Source organism: Pseudohaemophilus paraphrohaemolyticus (assembly GCF_003253115.1).
In the GTDB taxonomy this organism is placed as follows: Bacteria; Pseudomonadota; Gammaproteobacteria; order Enterobacterales; family Pasteurellaceae; genus Haemophilus_A; species Haemophilus_A paraphrohaemolyticus_A.
Window position 1 is genome coordinate 533,508 of record NZ_QEQF01000001.1, and the last position, 23,378, is coordinate 556,885.

Genomic DNA, 23,378 nt, shown 5'->3' on the forward strand with positions numbered 1-23,378 from the left:
AATTTTTTAATTATGTATTTAATTGTAATTAAAGTAAAATAAATGTTACAAAAGAGCGAAAAAATCGTGAGAAATCAAGATTTTTTCGCTCTTTTTTGATTTTTGCTAGAACGGTTTAGCTAAAATGGGGTACAATCGCCATCATTTTTTAATTTTAAACTTACCTTTTATTAAGGAGCAAAAATGCTTAATTTATCGGCAAAAAATATCCGTTTAAATGGCAGTGCCGCAAACAAAGAAGAAGCAATTAAATTAGTTGCTTCGGGCTTAGTTGCAAATGGCAATGTTGAAAATGGTTATGAAGCAGGTATGCTTGCACGTGAGCAACAAACTTCGACTTTCTTAGGCAACGGGATAGCCATTCCTCACGGTACGTTAGACACACGTGGTTTAGTGAAAGAAACCGGCGTGCAAATCATCCAATTCCCACAAGGCATTGAATGGGGTGAAGGCAATACAGCTTATGTAGCAATCGGTATTGCGGCAAAATCGGATGAGCATTTAACCTTACTTCGTCAATTAACCACAGTATTAAGTGATGAAGAAGCGGCTGAAAAATTAGCAAAAACACAAGATGTACAAGAATTTGCAGACATTTTAAGTGGCAAGAAAACCCTCCCTGCGATTGCAGAAGAAAACCTTTCTTTAAATCTCGACACTTCAAGCCTGATTACTTTATCGGCAGTAAATGCAGGTAAGTTACAAGAAAAAGGCTATGTTAATCAACAGTTCATCAGCGATGTAGTGGCTCAAGCTCCGCTTGCGTTAGGCAATAATGTGTTTATTGTAGATAGTGCAAAAGGCAATTTAGCCAACGGTATTGCGGTGGCGCGTAGTACGCAAGGTCAAACTTTAGTCAGCGTGGCGGCTGTTGATAGCGGCTTAGAAACACAGCTTGCTCGTCTATTAAATGCGGAAACTCGCACTCAATTAGCAGCAGCCACAGCAGCACAAATCGTGGCGTTATTCAACGGTGAAGCGGTATCTGTTTCTGCAAATCCTGCAGTAAATTCGACCGCTTCTTCAGCTGGTCAAGTGATTGGTACATTTACCGTACGTAACGAAAACGGGATTCACGCTCGCCCATCTGCTGTGTTAGTACAAACGTTAAAACCATTTGCGGCGAAAATCACGGTGGAAAACTTAGACCGTGGCACAGCGCCTGCGAATGCGAAAAGTACAATGAAAGTAGTAGCATTAGGAGCTTCGAAAGGTGCTCGTTTACGTTTTGTGGCGGAAGGCGAAGATGCTCAACAAGCAATGGAAACGCTTGCGAAAGCGTTTGAAACAGGGTTAGGCGAAAGTGTGTCATTCGTACCAGAAGTGGCTGATACTATCGAAGGTAACGTAGCTCAAACTGCACCAACTACCGCTCAATCCGTAGCAAAACAAGCACCTGTTTTAGCTGAAGGTGCATTAGAAGCGTCATTTGTTATTCAAAACGAACACGGCTTACATGCTCGTCCAAGTGCGGTGTTAGTCAATGAAGTGAAAAAATATGCTTCAAAAATTGAAGTGCAAAACGTTGATAAGAACTCACCGCTTGTAAGTGCAAAAAGCTTAATGAAGATCGTGGCACTTGGTGTCACCAAAGGCACAACTTTACGTTTTGTGGCAACAGGTGAAGATGCTCAAGTCGCACTTGATGGCATTGGTGCTGCAATTGCGGCTGGTTTAGGCGAGAAATAAGGCGGTAAAAAATGCGTATTGCAACGGTAACATTAAACCCTGCTTTGGACTTAGTCGGTCGCTTGGCACGTATTGAAATTGGTGAAGTAAACACCGTAGAAACACTTGGTTTATACCCTGCAGGTAAAGGCATCAATGTGGCAAAAGTGTTGGCGGATTTAGGCACAAAACTTTCTGTAACAGGCTTTTTAGGAGAAGAAAATCAAGGCGATTTTGTGCAAGCCTTTGCTCAAAATGGCGTAGAAGATAAGTTCTACCGCATTGCAGGTAAAACACGTATTAACGTGAAAATTACTGAAACCGAAGCGGATGTTACAGACCTTAACTTCTTAGGTTTTGAAATCAGCGAACAAGATTGGGAAGCCTTTACTCACCAAAGCCAAGCTTGGGAAAGCCAATATGATTTAGTGGCTGTGTGTGGTTCACTTCCTCGTGGTGTAACGTCTGAGCAGTTTGCAGCTTGGTTAGAAAGCCTCCATCAACAAGGCTTAAAAGTGGTGTTAGATAGCTCAAATGCAGCATTAACCGCAGGCTTAACCACTCATCCTTGGTTAGTGAAACCAAACCTCCGCGAATTAGAAGTTTGGGCGGGGCGTTCATTACATACAATTGAAGAAGTGATCGAAGCCGCTGAACAATTACGTTCGCATGGCATTGAAAACGTGATCATCTCAATGGGAGAAAAAGGTTCTGTATGGCTTAACAGCGAAGGCGTATTACAAGCACAACCACCACGTTGTGAAAATGTGGTAAGTACCGTTGGTGCAGGCGACTCAATGGTGGCAGGCTTAATTTACGGTTTCAGCCAAGGTTGGAGTAAAGAGAAAACCTTAAGTTTTGCAAGTGCAACATCTGCCCTTGCGGTTTCACAAAGCAACGTGGGCATTAGCAATAAACAGGCGTTAGAGCAAATTTTAGCCCAAGTGAAATTAACCAATTTATCAACTTTTTAATAGGAATAGCGTATGAATTTCTCATTTATTTTTCCTGCACAACTGGGCAAAGCACGTGCTTTTCTGGTAAATGAAGTATTGAGTGCGGCAGTAAAACAGCAAGGGCATTCTGTGGTTGCAGCAGATCAAGCTGATTTCATCGTGTTATTTGACGATCAAATTCCAGCAGCTGCCGCAGGAAAACAAGGGGCTGTACTTGAATTAGACAAAGCCTTTGCAAATCCAGAAGCAGCTATCAAACAAGCGGTAGAAAATGCAAAAATATTTGCAAATGCGACCGCTTCATCATCGATTTCATCAAGTGGTGTGAAAAACATCGTGGCGGTAACGGCTTGTCCAACGGGTGTGGCTCACACTTTTATGTCAGCTGAGGCAATTGAAAATTATGCTAAAGCTCAAGGCTGGAACGTGCGTGTAGAAACTCGTGGACAAGTCGGTGCGGGCAACCCAATCACTCCAGAAGAAGCGGCCGCAGCCGATCTTGTATTCGTTGCAGCAGATATTGATGTACCATTAGATAAATTCAAAGGTAAACCGATGTATCGCACTTCAACTGGTTTAGCCTTGAAGAAAACCGCTCAAGAGTTTGAAAAAGCGTTCAAAGAAGCGAAAGTGTTTGAAGGTGCTGCAACCAGTGCAGCAACAGAAACCAAAACCGAAGAGAAAAAAGGTGTGTACAAACACTTAATGACGGGCGTGTCGCACATGCTTCCGCTTGTGGTTGCAGGTGGTTTATTGATCGCAGTTTCCTTTATGTTTGGTATCGAAGCATTCAAAACTGATGACTTCGCCGGCTTACCAAAAGCATTGATGGACATCGGTGGCGGTGCAGCATTCCACTTAATGATTGCCGTATTCGCAGGTTATGTGGCGTTCTCTATTGCTGACCGTCCAGGGTTAGCTGTGGGTCTCATTGGAGGTATGTTAGCAACAACTGCTGGAGCGGGTATCTTAGGTGGTATCGTAGCAGGTTTCCTTGCTGGTTACGTGGTGCAATTCCTAAACAGCATCATCAAATTACCACCAAGTTTTACCTCGCTTAAACCAATCTTAATTCTGCCATTATTCGGTGCCGCCATCGTTGGCTTATTGATGATCTATGTCATCAACCCACCAGTAAAAGCGTTGATGGACGCATTAGTGGATTGGTTAAATACAATGGGTCAAACCAATGCGGTGATCTTAGGCCTTATTCTTGGTGCGATGATGTGTGTTGATATGGGCGGACCAGTAAACAAAGCGGCTTATACCTTCGGTGTGGGCTTGATCGCTTCTCAACAATATGTGCCAATGGCAGCAGTAATGGCAGCAGGTATGGTGCCACCAATTGGTATGGCAATCGCGACTTTCCTTGCTCGCTCTAAATTCACCGCAAACCAACGCGATGCAGGTAAAGCTTCATTTGTATTAGGTTTATGCTTTATTTCTGAAGGGGCATTACCATTCGTGGCGGCAGATCCTATGCGAGTGATCATCTCATCTATATTAGGTGGTGCAACGGCTGGCGCAATCTCAATGGGCTTAGGTATTACACTTCAAGCACCGCACGGTGGTTTATTCGTCATTCCATTCGTCTCACAACCGTTGATGTACTTAGGTGCAATCGCATTAGGTTCAGTGGTAACAGGTGTAATTTACTCTGTCATTAAACAAAAAGCGGCAGAATAATTCTGAACTTTTGCAAATAGAACAGTAGGGGGGGCTTTCAGCCACCATTAAAATCTGATAATGTTTGAGGTGGGCTAGAAAGCCCACTCTACGGATAAAGTTAGCCTCTTAGCGTAAGTTAAGAGGCTATTTTTTATCTTTAACTTTAAAAAACTTCGCTTTTGTGCTATTTTCTACACCGATTTTTTACCCTTTTTCGGAATAGAACAAAATGAACTTAACAACAAAACAAAGACAATTTTTAAAAGGCTTGGCACACCATTTAAGTCCTGTGGTTATGCTGGGTGGCAACGGTTTAACTGAAGGCGTGTTAGCTGAAATTGATAATGCATTAAACCACCACGAGTTAATCAAGGTAAAAATCGCAGGTGCAGATCGTGAGGTAAAACAGCTCATTATTGATGCGATTTTACGTGAAACTAACGCAGTAAACGTGCAAACGATCGGTCATATTTTAGTGCTTTATCGTCAAAGTGATGATAAAAAAATCACACTGCCAAAAGCAACAAAATCAATTTAATTAAAATGGGCAGCCCGCAGGGGGATATGCCCATTTTCTCTTTTTAAACATTATTTATGATCAATAAACTCTCTTTTTATACTGCGTTAATGCTTTGTATTCCGCTCTTTGTCTGGGCAACAGGTTGGCACTGGGTTAATGATGCTCATTTAATTTCAGGCTTCGATACCTTTATGTATTTCTTAACCGAAAGTGGTTCAGCTCCTTATGCTTTGATTACCTGCGTTGTGTTTATGTTATGGCTAATGAAATTAGCGACAAAACGTTACTCTTGGCTTTTAGTTGGAGCTGTGTGTGCTACTTCTGTGATTGGCACGCAAGCAATTAAAATCGTAGCAAAACATACTTTTGCTGAGCCTCGCCCTTATGTTGTGCAAATGATGGGTGGAGAAGCTCAAGCCGAGCAATTTTATGAACTTTCACGTGATGAACGTGCGGTATTAGTCGCACAACATTACCAAAACCACAATTTCCCGCTGGTGGTAAAACATCGTGAAAGTGAAACAGGCTATTCATTCCCATCAGGGCATACGATTTTTGCGGTTTCGTGGCTACTCCTTTTTGCGGGCTTATTAATCGGAATACGTTCGCAAGCGGTCGTTTTTGCCCAAGGTTTTGCATTAGTTTGGGCAGCATTAATGTTAATCAGCCGTTTGCGTTTGGGCATGCATTACCCAATCGATCTCTTTATTAGCACCCTGATTGCGTGGATATTCCATTGCATCCTCTTTATTTGGATTATCCCTTTTGCTGAAAGATTTTCATTATTTAAAAAACGAGGTTAATTATGGCAGTTTATTACGGCTTAGACATCGGCGGCACAAAAATTGAGCTTGCGGCTTTCAATGAAAAATTGGAAAAACTGTATAGCGAACGCGTGCCAACCCCGCAAACAAACTATGAAGATTGGCTTTACACCGTTGAAACATTAGTGCGTAATGCAGATGAAAAATTTGGTGAAAAAGGCTTTGTTGGCTTAGGACTCCCAGGCTTTGTAAACCGTGAAACTGGCGTGGGTGAAATTACTAATATTCGCGTAGCAGATGGTAAAACCATCTTAAAAGATTTAAGCGAACGCTTAGGACGTGAAGTACGCGGCGAAAACGATGCAAACTGTTTTGCTCTTTCTGAAGCGTGGGATGAAAACAACAAGCAATATTCAACTGTGCTTGGTTTAATTATCGGCACAGGCTTTGGCGGTGGCTTAGTATTTGATGGCAAAATTCACTCTGGTCATATCGGTATGGCAGGCGAAGTGGGTCATATGCAATTAAATTACCACGCTTTAAAACTACTTGGTTGGGATAACGCACCAATCTACGATTGTGGTTGCGGCAACCGTGCTTGTTTAGATACCTATCTTTCAGGTCGTGGCTTTGAAATGCTGTTTCAATCACTTGAAAAAGAAACAGTAAAAGCCAAAGAAATTATCGAACGTTTCTACGAAAAAGAGCCGAAAGTAGTGACATTTGTTGAGAAATTCATCGAATTGATGGCAATCTCAATCGGAAATTTAATTACTATTTTAGACCCTGATATGATTGTCTTTGGCGGTGGTTTATCAAACTTTGATTACATTTACGAAGCACTACCAAAAGCGTTACCACCACACTTAATGCGTACGGCAAAAGTTCCTGTGATTAAAAAAGCGATCCACGGCGATTCAGGTGGTACACGCGGTGCGGCGGCGTTGTTCTTAAAATAACTATATGATCTAGGGTAATAACAAGTTGAGGTTGGTTGATTAATTTCTTCGTTAATTGCTACTGCCAAATCTCCCCTTCCCCTCTTTACTAAAGAGGGGTATTGTTATAGCAAAATTAGATTTTCACGTCCAACATCAACATTGCAAAAATTGAGAATATAAATAAGCCAACAACTATCAATTCATTAAAGAATTTCCCCTCTTTAGCAAAGAGGAAGAGGGGAGATTTGGCAGAAGATAAAACGAAGAGAGTAAAATATAAAGGAAAAATATGCTAAACATTATCCCCATCCCCGTTCTGGCGGATAACTATATCTGGGTTATAGTCCAAGAGAACCAAGCTATTATTGTTGATCCTTCCGAAGCTAAACCTGCATTAGATTATCTTGCAAAACATTCGCTAAATTTAACCGCAATTTTACTCACACATCATCATCACGATCACGTGGGCGGCGTAAATGGAATCAAACAACATTATCCAAACATCCCTGTGTATGGACCTGCTGAATGCCAAGAATGGACAACTGAGATTGTGGAGCCCGAAACGCATTTGACATTGTTTGGCTATGATATTCGTGTGATTGAAAGTGCAGGGCATACCGAACAGCACATCAGCTATCTGTTTGGCAAAGAATATCTCTTCTGTGGCGATGCATTATTCTCAGCAGGTTGCGGGCGAGTTTTCACAGGCGATTATCAAGCCGAATTTGATGCACTACAACGCTTTAAAGCCTTACCAAGTTTTGTTGAAATTTTCCCTGCTCACGAATATACAGCAAGTAATTTAAAATTTGCTGAAACGGTGATGAAGCCGAACTGTGCTTTCTTTGAATATCAAGAATTAGCGTTAATGAAACGTAAACAACATCGTCCAACTTTGCCAACAACGCTTGAAAAAGAACTGGTAATTAACCCATTTTTAAGAGCAGAAACGTTGGAAGAGTTTATTGAGTTGCGGAAGCAGAAAGATAATTTTTAGGTATTTTTCCTAAAAAATGCTAGGATAACAGAATAAACAATCAGTAAAAACAATCAAAAACGAAAATATATGAAAGACACCCTACGTATTGCAACCCGCCAAAGCCCGTTGGCACTTTGGCAGGCAAATTTTGTTAAAGCAGAATTAGAAAAACATTTCCCAGAATTAAGTGTCGAATTGGTCACGATGGTGACTAAGGGCGACATTATTTTAGATACGCCATTGGCAAAAATTGGTGGTAAAGGCTTGTTTGTGAAAGAGCTAGAACTTGCCTTGTTAGAAAATAGAGCAGACATCGCCGTGCATTCAATGAAAGATGTGCCGATGAGTTTTCCTGAAGGCTTAGGCTTAGCGGTGATTTGTGAGCGTGAAGATCCGCGCGATGCTTTTGTTTCTAACCGCTATGCAAATTTAGATGAATTGCCTGAAGGTGCAGTTGTAGGTACTTCAAGCTTGCGTCGTCAATGTCAATTGATGGCGAAATATCCGCATCTCACCGTGAAATCCTTGCGTGGTAATGTGGGCACACGTTTAAGCAAGTTAGACAATGGCGAATATGATGCGATTATTTTGGCTTCGGCAGGCTTAATCCGTTTGGGAATGCCTGAACGTATTAAAAGTTTTATCTCTGTTGATCAATCGTTGCCAGCAGCGGGGCAAGGTGCGGTGGGAATTGAGACCCGCATCAATGATGAACGCATATTGAACTACCTTGCAAAATTAAACCACGAAACGACCGCTTGTTGTGTGAAGGCCGAACGTGCAATGAACACTCGCTTGCAAGGTGGTTGCCAAGTGCCAATCGGTGGTTTTGCGACCATTAAAAATGGCGAAGTTACTTTGAATGCTTTAGTTGGAGCATTAGATGGTTCGAGCATTATTCGAGCTGCTGGCAAAGCCCCTGTGAGTCAAGCGGAAGAGCTTGGTGTGAAAATCGCTGAGCAGCTACTTGCACAAGGTGCGGATAGAATTCTGGCTAAAGTTTACGCTGAATAATTTATGAATGTATTAGTTACTCGCCCCGACGCACGTGGGCAAGAGTTGGTAGAGTTACTCAACCAACAGCAGATTTTCGCTTTGCATCAACCGCTTTTTACGCTAGAAGCGGGGAGAGAATTGCCAATTTTACCTTCGCTTTTTTCACAGTTGAATGCTGGCGATTATGTCTTTGCGGTGTCGAAAAATGCGATTGATTTTGCGTGTAATACGCTGGCTGAAACAGGTTTTAAATTCCGGCGTGATCTGCAATATTTCTCTGTTGGGATACGAACTGCCAGTTATTTTGCTGAAAAATCAGAACAAGCGGTCAAATTTCCTATCCATTTTGAAAATAGCGAAGGCGTGTTAGAGCTGCCAGAAATGCAAGCACTCAAAGGAAAAAATCTAGTGATTTTGCGTGCGGATAGCGGACGAGAATTATTGGCTCAAGAAGCGGTAAAACGTGGGGCAATGGTACAGAATGTGGAGTGTTATCGTCGCGTGCTGATTTCCGACCAACTTGCTGAGAAAATCAGTCTTGCGAAACGTTCGGGCATTGATACCATTGTGATTACAAGCGGTGAGATTTTAGCGACCTTAGTAGAGTTGACCGCTAGTGAAGATCAATCTTGGCTGTTTGAGTGCCAAGTTGCGGTAGTGGGCGAGCGAATTGCGACTTTAGCCAAGCAATATGGCTGGGAACGTGATAAGATCATTGTGTCGCAAAAAGCAGATAATCAAACTTTATTAGATGTATTAGTAAATAATAAGCGATAACGGTTTCGTTTTCGTAAGAAGAGGTGATTATGTCAGAGAAAAATACGCCAAATGCAGAAGAAACGCTAGAACAAGCGGTCGAATCTTCAGAAAAATTTGCAGAGAATTTAGCCTCTGCAGGCGTGACGTCTGAAAAAATTATAGTGAAAAAAGGCGGCACAGTAATAGGCTTATTAGCTTTATTGGTTTCATTAGCTGTGGGTGGGGCAGGTTATTATTTTGGCTCTGAAAAATTATCTGAGGTGAATACTCAACTTCAGGCTTTAACTAAAGTAGCCAGTGCCGAAAATACATCACAAGCGGTTGATTTTTCAAAAGAAAAAGCAGAATTAGCGGAACTTTCAAGCAGCTATGCAAAAGCTCAGGATCGAATTGCTCAACTTGAAAAAGAACAGGTGGCTTATACTAACCAAATTTCGGCTTTGCAGTTGCAAATTGAAAAGGTTAATTTGCCACAAGCAGACTCAAGTGCGTGGTTACTTTCAGATGCGAATTTTTTATTAAATAGCGCATTACGTAAACTGAAGATTGATACTGATGTTGATACCGCTCAGAGTTTGTTAGAAGAAGCGGATACGGTGTTGAGTAAGGTAACAAACCCACAATTAACTGCTCAGGTATCACTTGTGCGTAGTGCGATTCAAGCCGATTTAACCAACCTGAAAAATCTTAATCAAGTTGATCAAAACGATCTGATGCAACGTTTAACCTCGTTGGCAAACAGTTTAGATGACTTGCCAATGTTAGATAATGGCATGGTTGAAGTGGCTCAACCTTCGGGTGAAGTAAGTGATTCAATTGATGATTGGCAGCAAAATTTAGAAAAAACAGCTAACTCATTCTTAGATCATTTCATTCGCGTCAGCGATAAGAATAAAAATGAAGACAAAGGCTTTATTGCTCCAAATCAAGAAGTGTATTTGCGTGAAAATATTCGCTTACGTTTGCAATTAGCAATCTTAGCGATTCCTCGTCAGCAAAATGCACTTTATGATAAATCATTAGAGGCTGTAGGCACTTGGATTCGTAGCTATTTTGATACGCAAAACGAGAATGTGAAAAACTTCTTAAAAACCTTAGATGAGTTAAGTGAGCAATCAATTTATATTGATGTGCCAGAAAAATTACAGAGTTCGAGCATGCTTAATGATATTTTACGCAAAGAACCTGTAAAGCTGGATAAAATTGAAATAAAAGAAGAAAAAGAGCTTGTTGAACCTTCCGCAAAAGAAGAGACTAAAGCCGAAGATCCAAAGGAAACATCTGAAAAATCAGATGCAGAACCTGTTAAGCAAGATACTCAAGCACAATAAGGAGTAGCTATGTTTCGTGTTCTCTTTTTAATGTTATTAGTGCTTGCGGCTTTAGTGGCTGGTCCTTATTTAGCTGGGCAGCAAGGTTATGTGCGTATTGAAACTGATACCAAAATTATCGAGATGAGTATTGTCACCTTAGTACTTTTCTTTGCGGCTGCAATGGCATTGCTTTATGGCACTGAATGGCTTGTTCGCCGATTCTGCCACTTAAGCAAAGGTTCGTACGATTGGTTTTTTTATCGTAAACAAAAACGAGCTCAACAAGAAACTTTGGAAGGTTTAATGCAAATGAGCGAAGGCAATTATTCCAAAGCAGAGAAACTGTTTAGCAAAAATGCAAAATATGCGAATGAGCCAATCATCAATTTAATCAAAGCAGCTGAAGCTGCACAACAACGTGGCGATGATTTAGAAGCGAATAAATATTTAATTGAAGCCAGTAAAATTGGTGGAGAAAATAATGTCGCTGTAGAATTAGCTCGTGCGAAAATTCTCGTGCAACAAGGTAAATTACCAGCAGCACGTACTGCCATTGATAGCTTATTAGAGCTTACCTCAAACAATACAGAGGTGTTACGCTTAGCAATTCGCATTTACCAAGATTCAAAAGCCTATGTAGCGTTAGATAAAATCTTGGAAAGCATCGGGCAACGCAGTTTCTTACCTTGCGAAGAATATGAAGCCCTTGAACATTTCGTAGATGATGGTTTACTCGATGAAGTGATGAACGAAAAAGGGCAGGAAGGCTTACTCAGCTGGTGGGAAGGGCAACCTAGCCGCCGCCGTAAATCTGTTTATGCACGTGTAGGCTTGATCAAACGCTTAATCGATAGCGAAGATCACGAATCAGCCCAAGAACTTGCCTTCGAAACACTCAAAAAATATGAAGATGAGCAACTTGGTAACTTATTCGAGCAATTAACTCGCTTACAAATTGATGAAGGGGCGAAATTGATTAAATTATTGGTGAAACGAATGGCAAAAGCTGATGTGCATTACACCGATGATTATGGCAGAGCGTTAGGTTACATTTATGCCCGTGAAGGCGATTTTGCTCGTGCAAAAGGTTATTTTGCAGACTTATTGGAACACCAAGAATGTATCGCAAACGATCGTATTATGGCGTTATACGTTGCTGAACAAGTAGGCGACACTGAACTTGCCGAGAAAATCCGTCAAATTAACTTGAAGAAAGTGAATATTGCGGAGAAGGTAGAGAGTGAATAGCAAACTTATTTAGCTATCGCTAATAAGTTACTCAACCTGACAATTTAATCTGCATCTCAACAATTGAAATTAGATAAGCAATTGATTGAGATGCAGATTTTTATTTATTAGTATTATGAAAAATTAAAGTAGGGTCGTTTTTTTCAGAGATCAGACCGCTTTCTTTATTATTTTGGGCAAAAATAGATTAAAATCGCCAAATTCCAATTATATAGAAATTAACGAAAAAGGAGATTTTATGTTATTTCTTATTCTCGCCGTATTTTGTAGTGTTGCGGTTTCTGTGCTATTAAAAGTGGCTCGCTCTAAGCAAATTATGATTGAACAGGCAATTGCCTTTAACTACGTGACAGCAATTTCACTTTGCTATTTCTTACTTCAACCTGATTTCAAAGGCTTAGGCTTTACGGAATTTTTCCTTGAAAGCGAAGCGCAACCTATTTTCCTTTCACTGGGTATTTTATTGCCATCTGTGTTTGTGTTTATGTCTAAAGCAGTGGAATATGCAGGGATCGTCCGTGCAGATGCCGCACAGCGTTTGGCATTATTCCTACAAATTATCGCCGCTATTTTCCTCTTTAATGAACAACTAAGTCATTTACGTATTGTTGGTGTAGTAATTGCTTTCCTTGCTTTATTCTACTTACTTTCTAAACCAACTAAAGAGATAGGAAATGCAGGCAAAGCTGTGCTTTTCTTAGGATTGGTTTGGCTTGGCTACGGCACAATCGGTATTTTATTCAAACAGATCTCGAAAATGGGCGGTGCATTCCCTACCACGCTCTTTATCTCGTTTGTACTCGCAGGCACGATTATGTTTATCTACCTCATGTTTAAACGCACGCAATGGAACGTACCAAGTTTTTTAGGCGGCATTTTGTTAGGCGTGTTGAATTTCTTTAACATCCTTTTCTACATCAAAGCGCATCAACATATGAGCGACAACCCAACCATCGTATTTGCGGGGATGGATCTTGGGGTAATCTGCTTAGGCGCACTCACTGGGGCGTTTATCTTTAAAGAGAAAATTAGCAAACTAAATGCAGTTGGTATTGGCTTAGGCGTGATTTCGATTTTGTGTATGTACGCAGAGAAATTGTTTGGTTAATAAAGAATGAGGATCTTCAAAAAATGTAGTGAAAACTACGTAAACTGGGTTATCAAGCTTGGCAAAATCCGTTCAGCAATTTTGGGTTTTGTCGTTCTTGCTGTTTCGGCTATTTTGCTACAATTTTTTCTTGATTATCTATTTCTGGGTGAAGTACTCGCCATTGATATTCTTCGTTCGGTGCTCTTTGGGCTGATCTCAGCTCCTTTTGTGATCTATTTTTTCAACGTTATCGTGGAAAAATTAGAAAAATCACGGATTAAATTAGAACAAAATGTGTTTGAATTAGGGCGTTTACGTGAGCAAGATTTTGTGCTGAATAAACGCCTTGAGAAGAATAGCCAAGATAAAACGCAGTTAATGGCAACCATTAGCCACGAGCTTCGCACACCGCTAAACGGCATCATTGGGCTTAGTCGCATTTTGCTGGATGGCGGATTGAACGCTGAGCAACAACGGGAATATCTGAAAACGATTAATATGAGTGCAATGTCGCTGAGTAATATTTTTAGCGACATTATTGACCTTGAAAAAATCGACAGCAAGCGTATTAAGTTGTTTAACAGACCTGTCGAAATGATACGAATCATCCATGACATCAACCATTTTGCTCAGCTAATGGCAGGTAAAAAAGCAATTAAATTTGAGATGAATTATGAAAAAAATTTGCCCGAATTTATTCTGACCGACAACGCTCGTCTCAGCCAGATTCTTTGGAATTTGCTCAGCAATGCAGTGAAATTTACCCCTGAAGGTGGCTCAATTCGATTAAACATTGAAAGCACCTCCCCCAAATATTTGCAATTTAGCGTGCAAGATACAGGCTTTGGTATTGCAACAAGTGAGCAAGAAAAAATCTTCCAGATGTTCTATCAATCGGAAAATTCTAACGGACATAAAGCGCAAGGTAGCGGCATTGGCTTGGCAGTTTCAAAACAGATCGCTCAGTTAATGCAAGGCGATCTTACTGTTCAAAGTGAATTAGGCAAAGGTTCAACATTCACACTTACGATCAAAGCAGAAGAAGTGGTAAATGATCAGCAAATTCAAATTGCCAATTTAGGCTTAGAAGTCTTGCTAGTTGAAGATGTGGAAGTGAATGTAATTGTCGCGAAAACAATGCTTGAAAAATTTGGATGCAAAGTGGATGTCGCGATGACAGGTGCGGAAGCCTTCCAAAAATTTGAACACAATAGCTATGATTTGCTTCTGTTGGATATTCAACTGCCTGACACAACTGGCACGGCAATTGCTCAAGAATTACTTCGCCGCTATAAAGCCGAAGAGATCGATTACTTACCACTGATGATCGCTTTAACTGCCAATATTATGCTGTCCAAAGGTGATTACCAGCAACAAGGAATGGATGATGTGCTTCGCAAGCCCCTTTCGTTAGAGGCGCTTTCCACTTGCTTAAACGAATATTTTGGCGATATGATTTTGCCAATTTCTACTGAAAATCCATCGCTTGCAGACGATCCTTATTTACCTTACAGCCCTCAAATGGTGCAGGAGCTGTTACGTGTAATGGGTAAGCAAGGTGTTTTAGTCAATCTTGCACTATTCGAGCAATTGATGCCTGATTATTTACGAGAACTCGGCAAGAATTTTACCCGCTGGCAACAAGATAATTCACCAGAAAATCGTAAAAAAGTGGCAGATCAAGCCCATAAAATCAAAGGAGCATTTGCCTCTGTGGGGTTAAATCGCTTACAAGAGATTGCTCAGTTGGCACAGGCTGATGATGGGAAACATTGGGAAGGTCAGATTTCTAGTTGGATCTTGCAGATGCAAAATGAATGGAAAGTGGATCTAGCGAGCTTGAGAAATTTTATTTCCTAGGGCTTTCGCTCTAGGTTACGCATAATTCAGCCCCTTTGGGTTGTATATTAGAGGGAATATGAAAACCAGTATTATTGTTGCACGAACCTTAAACCACGTTATTGGTAAAGATAACGCAATGCCATGGCATCTGCCTGTTGATTTAGCTTGGTTTCGCCAAAACACAGTGGATAAGCCCGTTATTATGGGGCGAAAAACTTACGAATCTATCGGAAGATTACTGCCTAAACGCTCGAATATAATTCTTTCTCGTTCAGGCTTTGAAATTGAAGGGGCCTATTCTGCTGCTAATCTTGAACAAGCGGTGGAATTAGCCAAAACATTTGCCAATGTAGATGAAATTATGATTATTGGTGGTGGTGAATTATTCAAACAAGCGTTACCGCTAGCGGATACGCTCTATCTAACCGAAATTCAAGCCAATATTAAAGGTGATACATTCTTTGAATTTGATGAAGAGAATTGGGCATTACAATCACAACAATATTCAGACATTGATGAGCAAAATCCATATCAATGTCGGTTTATGGTGTGGAAAAGAAAATAAAGGGACATAGTAAACAAAAGAGTTGTTGATGATTTGTTATAATCTTCCCCAACTCTTTTAGTTAAAAAATCAAATTATTTCAATAACTTATCCACCACTCGACTTACTGCAAAAAAGCCAAAGGTAGCCGTTACCATCGTTACCGCACCAAATCCATTGGCACAATTCATGGTGGCGGAAATTTCACAGCCCTCTCCCATTTTCGGGAAAATTAGCGGTTGAGTGGAAAATACGCAATCTACGCCAAATTTACGCTTCGGATTCTGGCTGAAATTGTACTCTTTTCTCAGCAACGATCGCACTTTGGATGCCAACGGATCTTGGATAGTTCTGCTTAAATCGGCAATTTGAATTTGTCTTGGGTCAGTCTGTCCACCTGCACCACCTGTGGTAATCAACTTGATTTTATTTCGCTTGCAATAGGCAATTAATGCCGCTTTCGTTTTTACGCTATCAATCGCATCAATCACATAATCATAGCCTCGATTGAGGTATTCAGGAATATTCTCAGGCGAAATAAAATCATCAATAATTTCGACCACACACTCTGGGTTAATTCTCTCCACACGCTCTTTCATCGATTCCGTTTTAAGCTGGGCAACCGTGCCCGTCATCGCGTGAATTTGGCGGTTAATGTTGGTTACGCAAATATCGTCCATATCGATCATCGTGATTTTGCCAATCCCTGTGCGAGCCAATGCCTCAACTGCCCAAGAACCCACGCCCCCAATGCCAATCACACAAACGTGAGCTTGGCGCAATTTTGACAAACCTTCTGGCGTATAAAGACGTCCAATTCCACCAAAACGCTGTTCATAATTATCCACTCTACTCATTTTTATCCTTTTTCTCCGACATTCGTGATAGAAATCATTATATAATGCATTCAATCATCACGAAGGTTGCTTATATGTTAAAAATCAATGTAAAAAAAACGCTCGGCACGTTATCGCTTAACCTCAATATCAAGATTCCCACCAGAGGCGTTACCGCTATTTTCGGGCGTTCGGGAGCGGGAAAATCAAGCTTGATCAATCTCGTCGCAGGCTTAGTCACACCACAATCGGGCACGATTATACTTAACGATAACGTGCTGTTTGATAGCGAACAAAAAATCAATCTTCCGCCAGAAAAACGCCACATCGGTTACGTGTTCCAAGAGCACCGGCTTTTCCCGCATTATACCGTGGAAAAGAACCTCAAGTATGGTTGCAAGCGGTTTAATTCAAGCTATTTTTTGCAAATTGTGGAATTGCTCGGTATTCAGAACCTACTGGAACGTTTTCCGCTCAGTTTATCGGGCGGCGAAAAACAGCGTGTAACTATTGGGCGAGCCTTATTAAGTAATCCAGATATTTTGTTGATGGATGAACCGCTTTCTGCCCTCGATTTACCCAGAAAGCAGGAATTGTTGAATTATCTTGACCAGCTTTCCAATCAGCTTGAAATCCCGATTTTATACGTAACTCACAGCCTTGATGAGATTATCCGCCTTGCCGATCAAGTGATTTTGATTGAAGAAGGGCAAATTATGGCGTTCAATCAGGTTAAACATATTTGGCAACATACGGCTTTCCAGCAATGGCTACCTGAACAGCATCCACTGAGTTTATTGGAGTTACCGATTAAATCGCACCAAACTGATTACCAAATGTTGGAATTATCACTCGGGACACAATCTGTATGGGTAAGCGAATTACCGCGTTATCAATTGAACGACAATGTGCGAATTACCATCAACAGCAAGGATGTATCGATTACCTTAGCACAACCGCAAAACACCTCAATTCGCAACATTTTACAAGGTAAAATTTGCCAGATTCAACAGCAATCGCAGCAAGTGAATGTGGAGGTGGATGTTGAAGGGCAAAAAATCTGGGCAAGCATCAGCCTTTGGGCATTTAATGATTTGCAATTAAGCATTGAGCAGGCTGTTTATCTGCAAATTAAGAGTGTTTCGTTGTAGGTGCTGCCTTTATCATTTAGCAAAGTTCACGTAAAATATGACCGCTTATTTACGAGGTTGATATGTCAGAAAAAATTGTTGTTGAAGTAGTTTATGCCTACCCCGAGCGTTATTTTTTGAAAAAACTCACGCTCGAAAATCCGATTACGATCCAAAATGCGATTGTGCAGTCTGGCGTTTTAGAAAAATATACCGAGATTGATTTACGCCAAAATAAAGTCGGCATTTTCAGCCGTGCCGCAAAATTAACGGATATAGTAGAAAACGGCGATAGAATTGAAATTTATCGCCCGCTAATTGCCGATCCGAAAGAGATTCGCCGTAAAAAAGCAGAAGAGCAAGCTAAAATAAAGAAAAATGAAAATGTTTGAGATAAGGGCACTATTAGTGCCCTTTTCTTCTTTAATTAGTGATTATTCTTGTGTATATTTCGGCTCCGTAAACACCGTCACAGTAGGTACTTCTCCAGTGAATTTCTCAACTTGCACCGTTGCGGTATTTGGTGAGTTACCTTGCGCAAGTTTGGAAGTTCCTTCATCGCGGGTAAGCACATTCGGGTTGCCATTTTTACAAAGCGGATGCTCTGATTGACCTAAATCTTGTGGGTCGTACCAAGCTCCTTCGTGAATCGCAACTGTGCCTTTGATGATACCATCAGTCACCACTGCTCCTGCCAATACTTGTCCACGTTTGTTAAATACACGCACAATATCACCGCTGGCAATGTTGCGAGCTGTAGCATCTTCGGTGTGAATTAACACTGGTTCACGATCATTTACTGCATAAAGTTTACGCAATGAACTATAAGCTAATTGGCTATGTAAGCGATATTTTGAGTGCGGTGTGACTAACGCTAACGGCTCTTCTGCCGTGGTTTTGCCAGAGAACTCTTCATGTTCCATCCAAGTTGGATGACCTTTACAATCATCGTAGTTCATTTTTGCTACTACATCAGAGTAGATCTCAATTTTGCCTGATGGCGTGCCTAATGGGTTGAGTAACGGATCGTTACGGAACTCTTCATAACGTACCCATTTTTTCGCTTTTTCACTGGCTTTGAAAGTAATCGGTTTGTTTTCTTGCCAGAATTGTTCGAATTTCGGCATTAATACGCGGTTTTTACGTGCTGCATCAAAGGCCGTTTGGTAGAAGCCTTTTAACCAATCCATTTCGGTTTTGCCTTCAGTAAATTCCGCTTCTTTGCCCGCACGTTTTGCAAGCTCAGCGAAAATATCGTAGTCATTTTTCGCTTCAAATTGTGGCTCAACCGCTTGTTTCATCGGGTAAATATTCATCATTGAATAGTCGCCAGACATGGTTAAGTCGTTGCGTTCATAGCTAGTTGTAGCAGGCAATACAATGTCTGCCATACGTGCGGTTGGCGTCCAATGGCATTCATTGACCACCACCATATCTGGTTTTTGCCACGCTTTCACTAAAGTGTTGGTATCTTGGTGGTGGGTAAATGGATTACCGCCAGACCAATAGATCACCTTAATGTCTGGATAGGTCACTTGCGTGCCGTTGTAATCAATGGTTTTGCCTGGATTTAACAATGCCTCAGAAATACGAGCTACAGGGAATGAATATTTTGAGGTTTCATCTAACCACGTTTTCGCCCCTGCTTCTGTGGATGGATTTGCGGTAATTGAACCTAAGATGCCACCCGTTGCGGTTGGTGCACCACCATTTGAGTAATGATAACTTAAACCAAAACCGCCACCAGGTAAGCCTATTTGACCTAACATTGAAGCAAGGGTCACTAACATCCAGTGGCTTTGCTCACCATGGCGCTGGCGTTGCATTCCCCATCCGCCCATAAGCATGGTGCGTTTGCTTGAGAAATCTGCCGCTAATTGTTTAATGGTTTCAACTGGTACGCCACAAATTTTACTTGCCCACGCCGCATCTTTCGGCTGTTTGTCTTCTGTGCCGAGTAAGTAGCTTTCAAATTTTTCAAAGCCAGTTGTGTATTTTTTGAGGAACTCTTTGTCGTGTTTATTTTCGGTTACTAAAGTGTGAGCGATACCTAGCATTAACGCTACGTCTGTACCAGTGTTTACAGGCACCCATTCTGCCCCTAAGAATTCGCAGCTTTCACTTTTCACAGGATCGATACAGATAATACGTTTGCCGCTCTCTTTGAATTTTTTGAAGTATTCGATACCTTGTTGGTCAGTGGAAGTCCACGCAATACGCAAAGTATTTAGCGGGTTCGCAGACCAAAGTACGATAATATCGCTACTTTCAAGAATCATCTCCCAGCTAGTTTGTTGCTCATACACTTCGATAGTGCCTAACACGTGCGGCATAATTACTTGTGCCGCCCCTGTGGAATAGTCACCTTTCACGCCCACAAAACCACCTGTTAAGTTAAGGTAGCGTTGTAATAAGGTACGAGAAGCGTGCAATGCACCTGAGCTATACCAGCCGTAAGAACCACCGAAAATTGCGCTTGGACCGTGAGCTTCACGAACGCGTTTCATCTCGTTTGCTACCAGTTCAAAGGCTTTATCCCAAGAAACTCGCACCCACTCATCGCGACCGCGTAAGCTGCTGTCTTTGTTGCCTTCTAAGTAGCCTTTACGCACCATCGGGTATTTCACACGAGTTTCTCCGTGCACTTGATCTGCCACTACCGATTGCAATTCGTTGACTACGCTTGGTTCAATCGCAGGGCCTGATTTCACCACCTTGCCATCTTGCACCACCACGCCTAATGGCCCCCAATGCGCTGCAGTCATCACAGTTTGCATTTCAGCTGCTTTAGCTTCGGTTGAAAGTAACGCACTGACGCTACCGCCAGCTAAAGATGTCCCAGCAAGACCAAGTGAGGTGGTTTTAATAAAACCACGACGGCTTGCGTTGATATTTTCTTGTTTTTTCATACGGATTATCCTCTGAAAGTAAGTTAAATATGACACCTTTCTAAGCACGAGGGGATAGTGCATTTCTTTGCTATCCTGTGTTGCAAGCGGTGAGATTTTGCAAACGTTTTACGAAAAACCACCGCTTGTAACAGGCTGGAATGGCATATTTTGTAGAGTGTGTGAATTTGAAAAATTCACGCACGCTTACAAAACTTAGCTACAACAGCTCGGTATCGGATTTGTTGATAAAAATTAGTGTGTGTTTCCACTCATATCTTTGGCATTGCGTTGCAAGTAAATGGTTACAGCACGCACATCATCGGCAGTCATTGAAGTTCTATCCTTCATAGAATTTACTACCCCAATCCATTGGTTTGCGGTGTAATGGCTTGCACCGATGGCTGCGTGACAGCCGCTACAATGGGTTTGGTTTAGATTATCGCCAAAGGCATTGAGAGATTTTAAATCTGAAGTGACGGCAGTTTTCGGCATAGAAACTTCCACACTGACTTCTTTCCAATCAGAATTAGTCACTTTATCGTTAACGGTTTGATGAACGGTAAGTTTGTCTTTGGCTTCATCACTGACTAATCCTACCATGATGCGTTGTCCAAGTGCCGCATAAAGTACGCTCTCTGCCCCCGCTTGTTGCCAGCCTTTTAAGCTCGCTTTAACGTTGTCACCCTCGGCTTTCCAATCGTGTAATTCAGCATAAGGTAGCAAACGAATTTCTGCTCCTCCCGCGGTTTTTGCAGATGCCATCACAAGGTTATAAAGGATTTTATCATTTTCGCTAAATTGCCCTGCGTGTTTAGTGAGTTCTCCTAGTGCAGCCGCATTATCCACTGGCATTTCTGGTATAAAGTGAGCGATACCTTTATGGCAATCGATACAAGTTTGGTTGGTTTCTTGCGCTAGCTTGTGCATTTTTTGTGCTGCCTCTTTCTGCTCAGAAACCACCATCGCCTCGAAACTATGGCAAGAACGGCAAGTCGCAGAATCACTCTCTTTCATCTCTTGCCAAACTCGTTGTGCCATTTCTAAGCGGTGTTGCTCATAGGCTTCTTGATCGGGCAATTTGTTAGTAACAAAGGTGTGCCAAACATCTTTGAGTGCCACAAATTTCGCTTTCACATAGTCAATTCCTTCATGCGGAACGTGACAATCGGCACATTCAGCTCGAATCCCTTTACGGTTTGAAAAATGCACCGTGCTTTCCCATTCCGCTTGTGGATGGCTCATTGAATGGCAACTGACACAAAATTCAGGGCTGCTGGTTGCTTTCATAATCGACTGCACGCTAAATAATGCAGCCGCACCAACCACAATACAAATCAGACCGCTTGCAAGCGAAAGTTTTAATTTAGGCATAAATTCCCCACAAAAATAAAAGATAAAAGTTTTATGGGAATTTTATGCCTATAAAAAAGAAGCTCAATAAGTAAAAATACGTATTAAGAGGTATATCGAAAGGAAATTTGATTTAACTCAAAAGAGGTAACGTTATTTCACCATAAACCAAGGTGGTAATTTAAAAAAGGTATTGGCGAACATCTCGGGAGAAATAATTTTGCTGTACCCTTGCTGAATTTGATAGACCAGATGCGGGAGGCTAATTGAGAGATCTTTGGTGTTATCAGGGTAAGTCAATCCCGTTTGCGTACCAGTGCCAAAATAATAAGTACCATTCACGCCATAATGTGGCATCGCCCGAATTCCTCCAGAAATGGCTTTAAATGCTCGCGTTGAAAAGCTATGTTTCCACACATTTGCCAAAATATTCACTTGGTCAAAAGCAATGCTGGCTTGAGAATAGCTTGGTTGATAACCGAAAAATTGCTCATAATGTTGGCAAAATTGTTGCCCTAAATAATTTTGGCTTAATCCACTTGTAGTAGACCAAATCACGCCTTCGCAAGGCTGATTTTCAGGTAAAAAAGCAGAAGGGGCATAAATGCTATAAAGCACCGCATTCGTTGGTTGTTGAGTAAAGGCGTGATGAAAATTCACCATATCTTCTGCAAAATAAGAAGCTAACACCACCATTGAGGGGAAAATTTGATGGATTGCTTTCATGGCAGTTTCAAAATCTTGTTCTTTTTTATCAAGATCCAACACTTCGACTCGCCAATGCTCTTTTTTGAGGTCAAAAATGAGCTTATCAATCCCAATATCAATCGGCTGCCATTTCACCCGAATCACTAAAATGATGCGATTTTGCAACAAATTAGGGTAATAATGCTGGTAAGTTTGCAGAAAACGGCTGACACCCGATCCATAATTAGTATCACTCGCACATACTTGGAAGATATTATCAAACTGGCTAATCGGCAGATTATGGGCTTTTTTATCTGAATTGCTGTGGGTGGCAATATGCAAATAAGGAATGCCACTTTGGGCAACTAATTCATGAATTTCTGGCGAATAGCAGGCGTAACTGGTTGAGATCGAATCCACTTCACGATCAAATAACTCATTATAGGCGTGCAAAATACTTGCCTTATCTTCCACTGAAAAGCCCACTTTTTCTAGTTGAATTATCCGCCCGTTAACCCCTCCTTGACGGTTAATCATCTCAACTGCTAGCTCTGAACCATTCAGCAGTTCTTTAGTATCAATTTGCCCAATGCCTTGTTCGACATAAGGTACTCCAAGAATGATCGGACGTTTGGTTTGGCTTTGAATGGAAAAATAAGTCTCTTGCTCAAACTTCGCTTTTTGATTGGCACGCACTTCAATTTGATGGGTTGCGAGAATAGAGTGCGATAAATGCCCAGGTGTGGGTAAACAGCAAAGTGATTGGGTTAAACCAAAAACCGCCAACGCCGTGCGATTTTCGGTTTCTGTTTTAGTAAAAATATTTTCAACATGTTTAGCGACCGTGCGTTCGCTAATACTCAATTGCTCTCCTATTTCCGCATTTGACAAGCCCGCACAAATTAAAGTCAGTAACTCAATTTCACGCTTACTTAATGCAAAAGGTAATTCATTTTTGACCGCTTGCACCAACGCAAAATCAGATTGATTCCGTAAAAAGCTAATCAAAAACCACTGATTTTGATGATTAAAATAGAAATCTAAACTGTTATAACTAGAGTACAAAAAGGCTTGAGCATATTCTGTAATGGCAGGCATACTAGCGATAAAAGTCGCACCCGATTTATCTTCCCATTCCAAAATTTCCGCCTGTTTATTCACCAAACAAGACCATTGCATACGTTCGTGCATTTTAC

20 protein-coding genes and 1 riboswitch are annotated in these 23,378 nt (G+C 41.3%); of the genes, 16 read left to right on the forward strand and 4 right to left on the reverse strand.

Going from position 1 to position 23,378, the window contains the following annotated elements:
* The first annotated feature begins 183 nt into the window (after positions 1–183).
* The 14 genes from fruB to DPV92_RS02360 all read left to right on the forward strand — a co-directional run bounded on the left by fruB (position 184) and on the right by DPV92_RS02360 (position 15,309).
* Complete coding sequence (fruB, locus tag DPV92_RS02295; protein ID WP_111353477.1) at positions 184–1,689, forward strand: fused PTS fructose transporter subunit IIA/HPr protein; 1,506 nt, start codon at positions 184–186, stop codon at positions 1,687–1,689.
* 11 nt (positions 1,690–1,700) lie between these two features.
* Positions 1,701–2,642, forward strand: a complete 942-nt coding sequence (fruK, locus tag DPV92_RS02300) for a 1-phosphofructokinase (protein ID WP_111353478.1) — start codon at positions 1,701–1,703, stop codon at positions 2,640–2,642.
* 12 nt (positions 2,643–2,654) lie between these two features.
* Positions 2,655–4,310: a fructose-specific PTS transporter subunit EIIC gene (locus DPV92_RS02305; RefSeq protein WP_111353479.1), complete on the forward strand. Its 1,656-nt coding sequence runs from the start codon at positions 2,655–2,657 to the stop codon at positions 4,308–4,310.
* A gap of 211 nt (positions 4,311–4,521) precedes the next feature.
* Complete coding sequence (yhbY, locus tag DPV92_RS02310; protein ID WP_111353480.1) at positions 4,522–4,830, forward strand: ribosome assembly RNA-binding protein YhbY; 309 nt, start codon at positions 4,522–4,524, stop codon at positions 4,828–4,830.
* Between the two features lie 56 nt (positions 4,831–4,886).
* Complete coding sequence (locus DPV92_RS02315) at positions 4,887–5,615, forward strand: phosphatase PAP2 family protein (RefSeq protein ID WP_111353481.1); 729 nt, start codon at positions 4,887–4,889, stop codon at positions 5,613–5,615.
* Positions 5,616–5,617: 2 nt separating this feature from the next.
* Positions 5,618–6,535: an N-acetylglucosamine kinase gene (gene nagK / locus DPV92_RS02320; protein ID WP_111353482.1), complete on the forward strand. Its 918-nt coding sequence runs from the start codon at positions 5,618–5,620 to the stop codon at positions 6,533–6,535.
* 271 nt (positions 6,536–6,806) lie between these two features.
* Complete coding sequence (gene gloB / locus DPV92_RS02325; protein WP_111353483.1) at positions 6,807–7,514, forward strand: hydroxyacylglutathione hydrolase; 708 nt, start codon at positions 6,807–6,809, stop codon at positions 7,512–7,514.
* 69 nt (positions 7,515–7,583) lie between these two features.
* Positions 7,584–8,510, forward strand: a complete 927-nt coding sequence (gene hemC / locus DPV92_RS02330; protein ID WP_111353484.1) for a hydroxymethylbilane synthase — start codon at positions 7,584–7,586, stop codon at positions 8,508–8,510.
* Positions 8,511–8,513: 3 nt separating this feature from the next.
* Positions 8,514–9,269 carry a uroporphyrinogen-III synthase gene (locus DPV92_RS02335; RefSeq protein ID WP_111353485.1) on the forward strand — a complete coding sequence of 252 codons (756 nt, stop codon included), beginning with the start codon at positions 8,514–8,516 and terminating at the stop codon, positions 9,267–9,269.
* A 29-nt stretch (positions 9,270–9,298) separates the two neighbouring features.
* On the forward strand, positions 9,299–10,582 hold the full coding sequence (locus tag DPV92_RS02340; protein ID WP_111353486.1) for a uroporphyrinogen-III C-methyltransferase: 1,284 nt from the start codon (positions 9,299–9,301) through the stop codon (positions 10,580–10,582).
* A gap of 9 nt (positions 10,583–10,591) precedes the next feature.
* Entirely contained in the window at positions 10,592–11,812 is a 1,221-nt protein-coding gene (locus tag DPV92_RS02345; protein ID WP_111353487.1) for a heme biosynthesis protein HemY, read from the forward strand.
* 238 nt (positions 11,813–12,050) lie between these two features.
* The gene (locus DPV92_RS02350) at positions 12,051–12,920 is read left to right on the forward strand and encodes an EamA family transporter (RefSeq protein ID WP_111353488.1); all 870 of its coding nucleotides are present in this window, start codon (positions 12,051–12,053) and stop codon (positions 12,918–12,920) included.
* A gap of 6 nt (positions 12,921–12,926) precedes the next feature.
* Entirely contained in the window at positions 12,927–14,762 is a 1,836-nt protein-coding gene (locus tag DPV92_RS02355; RefSeq protein WP_111353489.1) for an ATP-binding protein, read from the forward strand.
* A 58-nt stretch (positions 14,763–14,820) separates the two neighbouring features.
* On the forward strand, positions 14,821–15,309 hold the full coding sequence (locus tag DPV92_RS02360) for a dihydrofolate reductase (protein WP_111353490.1): 489 nt from the start codon (positions 14,821–14,823) through the stop codon (positions 15,307–15,309).
* Between the two features lie 74 nt (positions 15,310–15,383).
* On the opposite strand, the gene tcdA is transcribed toward DPV92_RS02360, so the two are convergent.
* Positions 15,384–16,145 (reverse strand): tRNA cyclic N6-threonylcarbamoyladenosine(37) synthase TcdA, encoded by a 762-nt coding sequence (tcdA, locus tag DPV92_RS02365; protein ID WP_111353491.1) that lies wholly within the window; start codon positions 16,143–16,145, stop codon positions 15,384–15,386.
* Positions 16,146–16,219: 74 nt separating this feature from the next.
* Here tcdA and modC point away from each other — a divergent pair, with 74 nt between their 5' ends.
* Together modC and DPV92_RS02375 are read left to right on the forward strand one after the other, a co-directional pair.
* Positions 16,220–17,275: a molybdenum ABC transporter ATP-binding protein ModC gene (gene modC, locus DPV92_RS02370; protein WP_111353492.1), complete on the forward strand. Its 1,056-nt coding sequence runs from the start codon at positions 16,220–16,222 to the stop codon at positions 17,273–17,275.
* Between the two features lie 62 nt (positions 17,276–17,337).
* Complete coding sequence (locus tag DPV92_RS02375) at positions 17,338–17,646, forward strand: RnfH family protein (RefSeq protein ID WP_111353493.1); 309 nt, start codon at positions 17,338–17,340, stop codon at positions 17,644–17,646.
* Positions 17,647–17,688: 42 nt separating this feature from the next.
* Here DPV92_RS02375 and torA read toward each other — a convergent pair whose 3' ends face one another.
* From torA to DPV92_RS02390, 3 genes are all read right to left on the reverse strand, one after another.
* Positions 17,689–20,163 carry a trimethylamine-N-oxide reductase TorA gene (gene torA, locus DPV92_RS02380; protein WP_111353494.1) on the reverse strand — a complete coding sequence of 825 codons (2,475 nt, stop codon included), beginning with the start codon at positions 20,161–20,163 and terminating at the stop codon, positions 17,689–17,691.
* A gap of 17 nt (positions 20,164–20,180) precedes the next feature.
* Positions 20,181–20,390: riboswitch (molybdenum cofactor riboswitch) on the reverse strand.
* Between the two features lie 7 nt (positions 20,391–20,397).
* Positions 20,398–21,516 (reverse strand): NapC/NirT family cytochrome c, encoded by a 1,119-nt coding sequence (locus DPV92_RS02385; RefSeq protein ID WP_111353495.1) that lies wholly within the window; start codon positions 21,514–21,516, stop codon positions 20,398–20,400.
* Positions 21,517–21,648: 132 nt separating this feature from the next.
* A complete protein-coding gene (locus tag DPV92_RS02390) occupies positions 21,649–23,373 on the reverse strand; it encodes a LuxR C-terminal-related transcriptional regulator (RefSeq protein ID WP_111353496.1) in 1,725 nt (574 codons plus the stop codon).
* Positions 23,374–23,378 lie beyond the last annotated feature (5 nt).

Coding starts and splice junctions, on each gene's coding strand:
- torA (WP_111353494.1), bottom strand. CDS start 20,163: ATGAAAAAACAAGAAAATATCAACGCAAGCCGTCGTGGTTTTATTAAA.
- DPV92_RS02355 (WP_111353489.1), top strand. CDS start 12,927: ATGAGGATCTTCAAAAAATGTAGTGAAAACTACGTAAACTGGGTTATC.
- gloB (WP_111353483.1), top strand. CDS start 6,807: ATGCTAAACATTATCCCCATCCCCGTTCTGGCGGATAACTATATCTGG.
- yhbY (WP_111353480.1), top strand. CDS start 4,522: ATGAACTTAACAACAAAACAAAGACAATTTTTAAAAGGCTTGGCACAC.
- DPV92_RS02360 (WP_111353490.1), top strand. CDS start 14,821: ATGAAAACCAGTATTATTGTTGCACGAACCTTAAACCACGTTATTGGT.
- fruK (WP_111353478.1), top strand. CDS start 1,701: ATGCGTATTGCAACGGTAACATTAAACCCTGCTTTGGACTTAGTCGGT.
- DPV92_RS02390 (WP_111353496.1), bottom strand. CDS start 23,373: ATGCACGAACGTATGCAATGGTCTTGTTTGGTGAATAAACAGGCGGAA.
- nagK (WP_111353482.1), top strand. CDS start 5,618: ATGGCAGTTTATTACGGCTTAGACATCGGCGGCACAAAAATTGAGCTT.
- DPV92_RS02305 (WP_111353479.1), top strand. CDS start 2,655: ATGAATTTCTCATTTATTTTTCCTGCACAACTGGGCAAAGCACGTGCT.
- DPV92_RS02350 (WP_111353488.1), top strand. CDS start 12,051: ATGTTATTTCTTATTCTCGCCGTATTTTGTAGTGTTGCGGTTTCTGTG.
- hemC (WP_111353484.1), top strand. CDS start 7,584: ATGAAAGACACCCTACGTATTGCAACCCGCCAAAGCCCGTTGGCACTT.
- fruB (WP_111353477.1), top strand. CDS start 184: ATGCTTAATTTATCGGCAAAAAATATCCGTTTAAATGGCAGTGCCGCA.
- DPV92_RS02315 (WP_111353481.1), top strand. CDS start 4,887: ATGATCAATAAACTCTCTTTTTATACTGCGTTAATGCTTTGTATTCCG.
- DPV92_RS02385 (WP_111353495.1), bottom strand. CDS start 21,516: ATGCCTAAATTAAAACTTTCGCTTGCAAGCGGTCTGATTTGTATTGTG.
- tcdA (WP_111353491.1), bottom strand. CDS start 16,145: ATGAGTAGAGTGGATAATTATGAACAGCGTTTTGGTGGAATTGGACGT.
- DPV92_RS02335 (WP_111353485.1), top strand. CDS start 8,514: ATGAATGTATTAGTTACTCGCCCCGACGCACGTGGGCAAGAGTTGGTA.
- DPV92_RS02345 (WP_111353487.1), top strand. CDS start 10,592: ATGTTTCGTGTTCTCTTTTTAATGTTATTAGTGCTTGCGGCTTTAGTG.
- modC (WP_111353492.1), top strand. CDS start 16,220: ATGTTAAAAATCAATGTAAAAAAAACGCTCGGCACGTTATCGCTTAAC.
- DPV92_RS02375 (WP_111353493.1), top strand. CDS start 17,338: ATGTCAGAAAAAATTGTTGTTGAAGTAGTTTATGCCTACCCCGAGCGT.
- DPV92_RS02340 (WP_111353486.1), top strand. CDS start 9,299: ATGTCAGAGAAAAATACGCCAAATGCAGAAGAAACGCTAGAACAAGCG.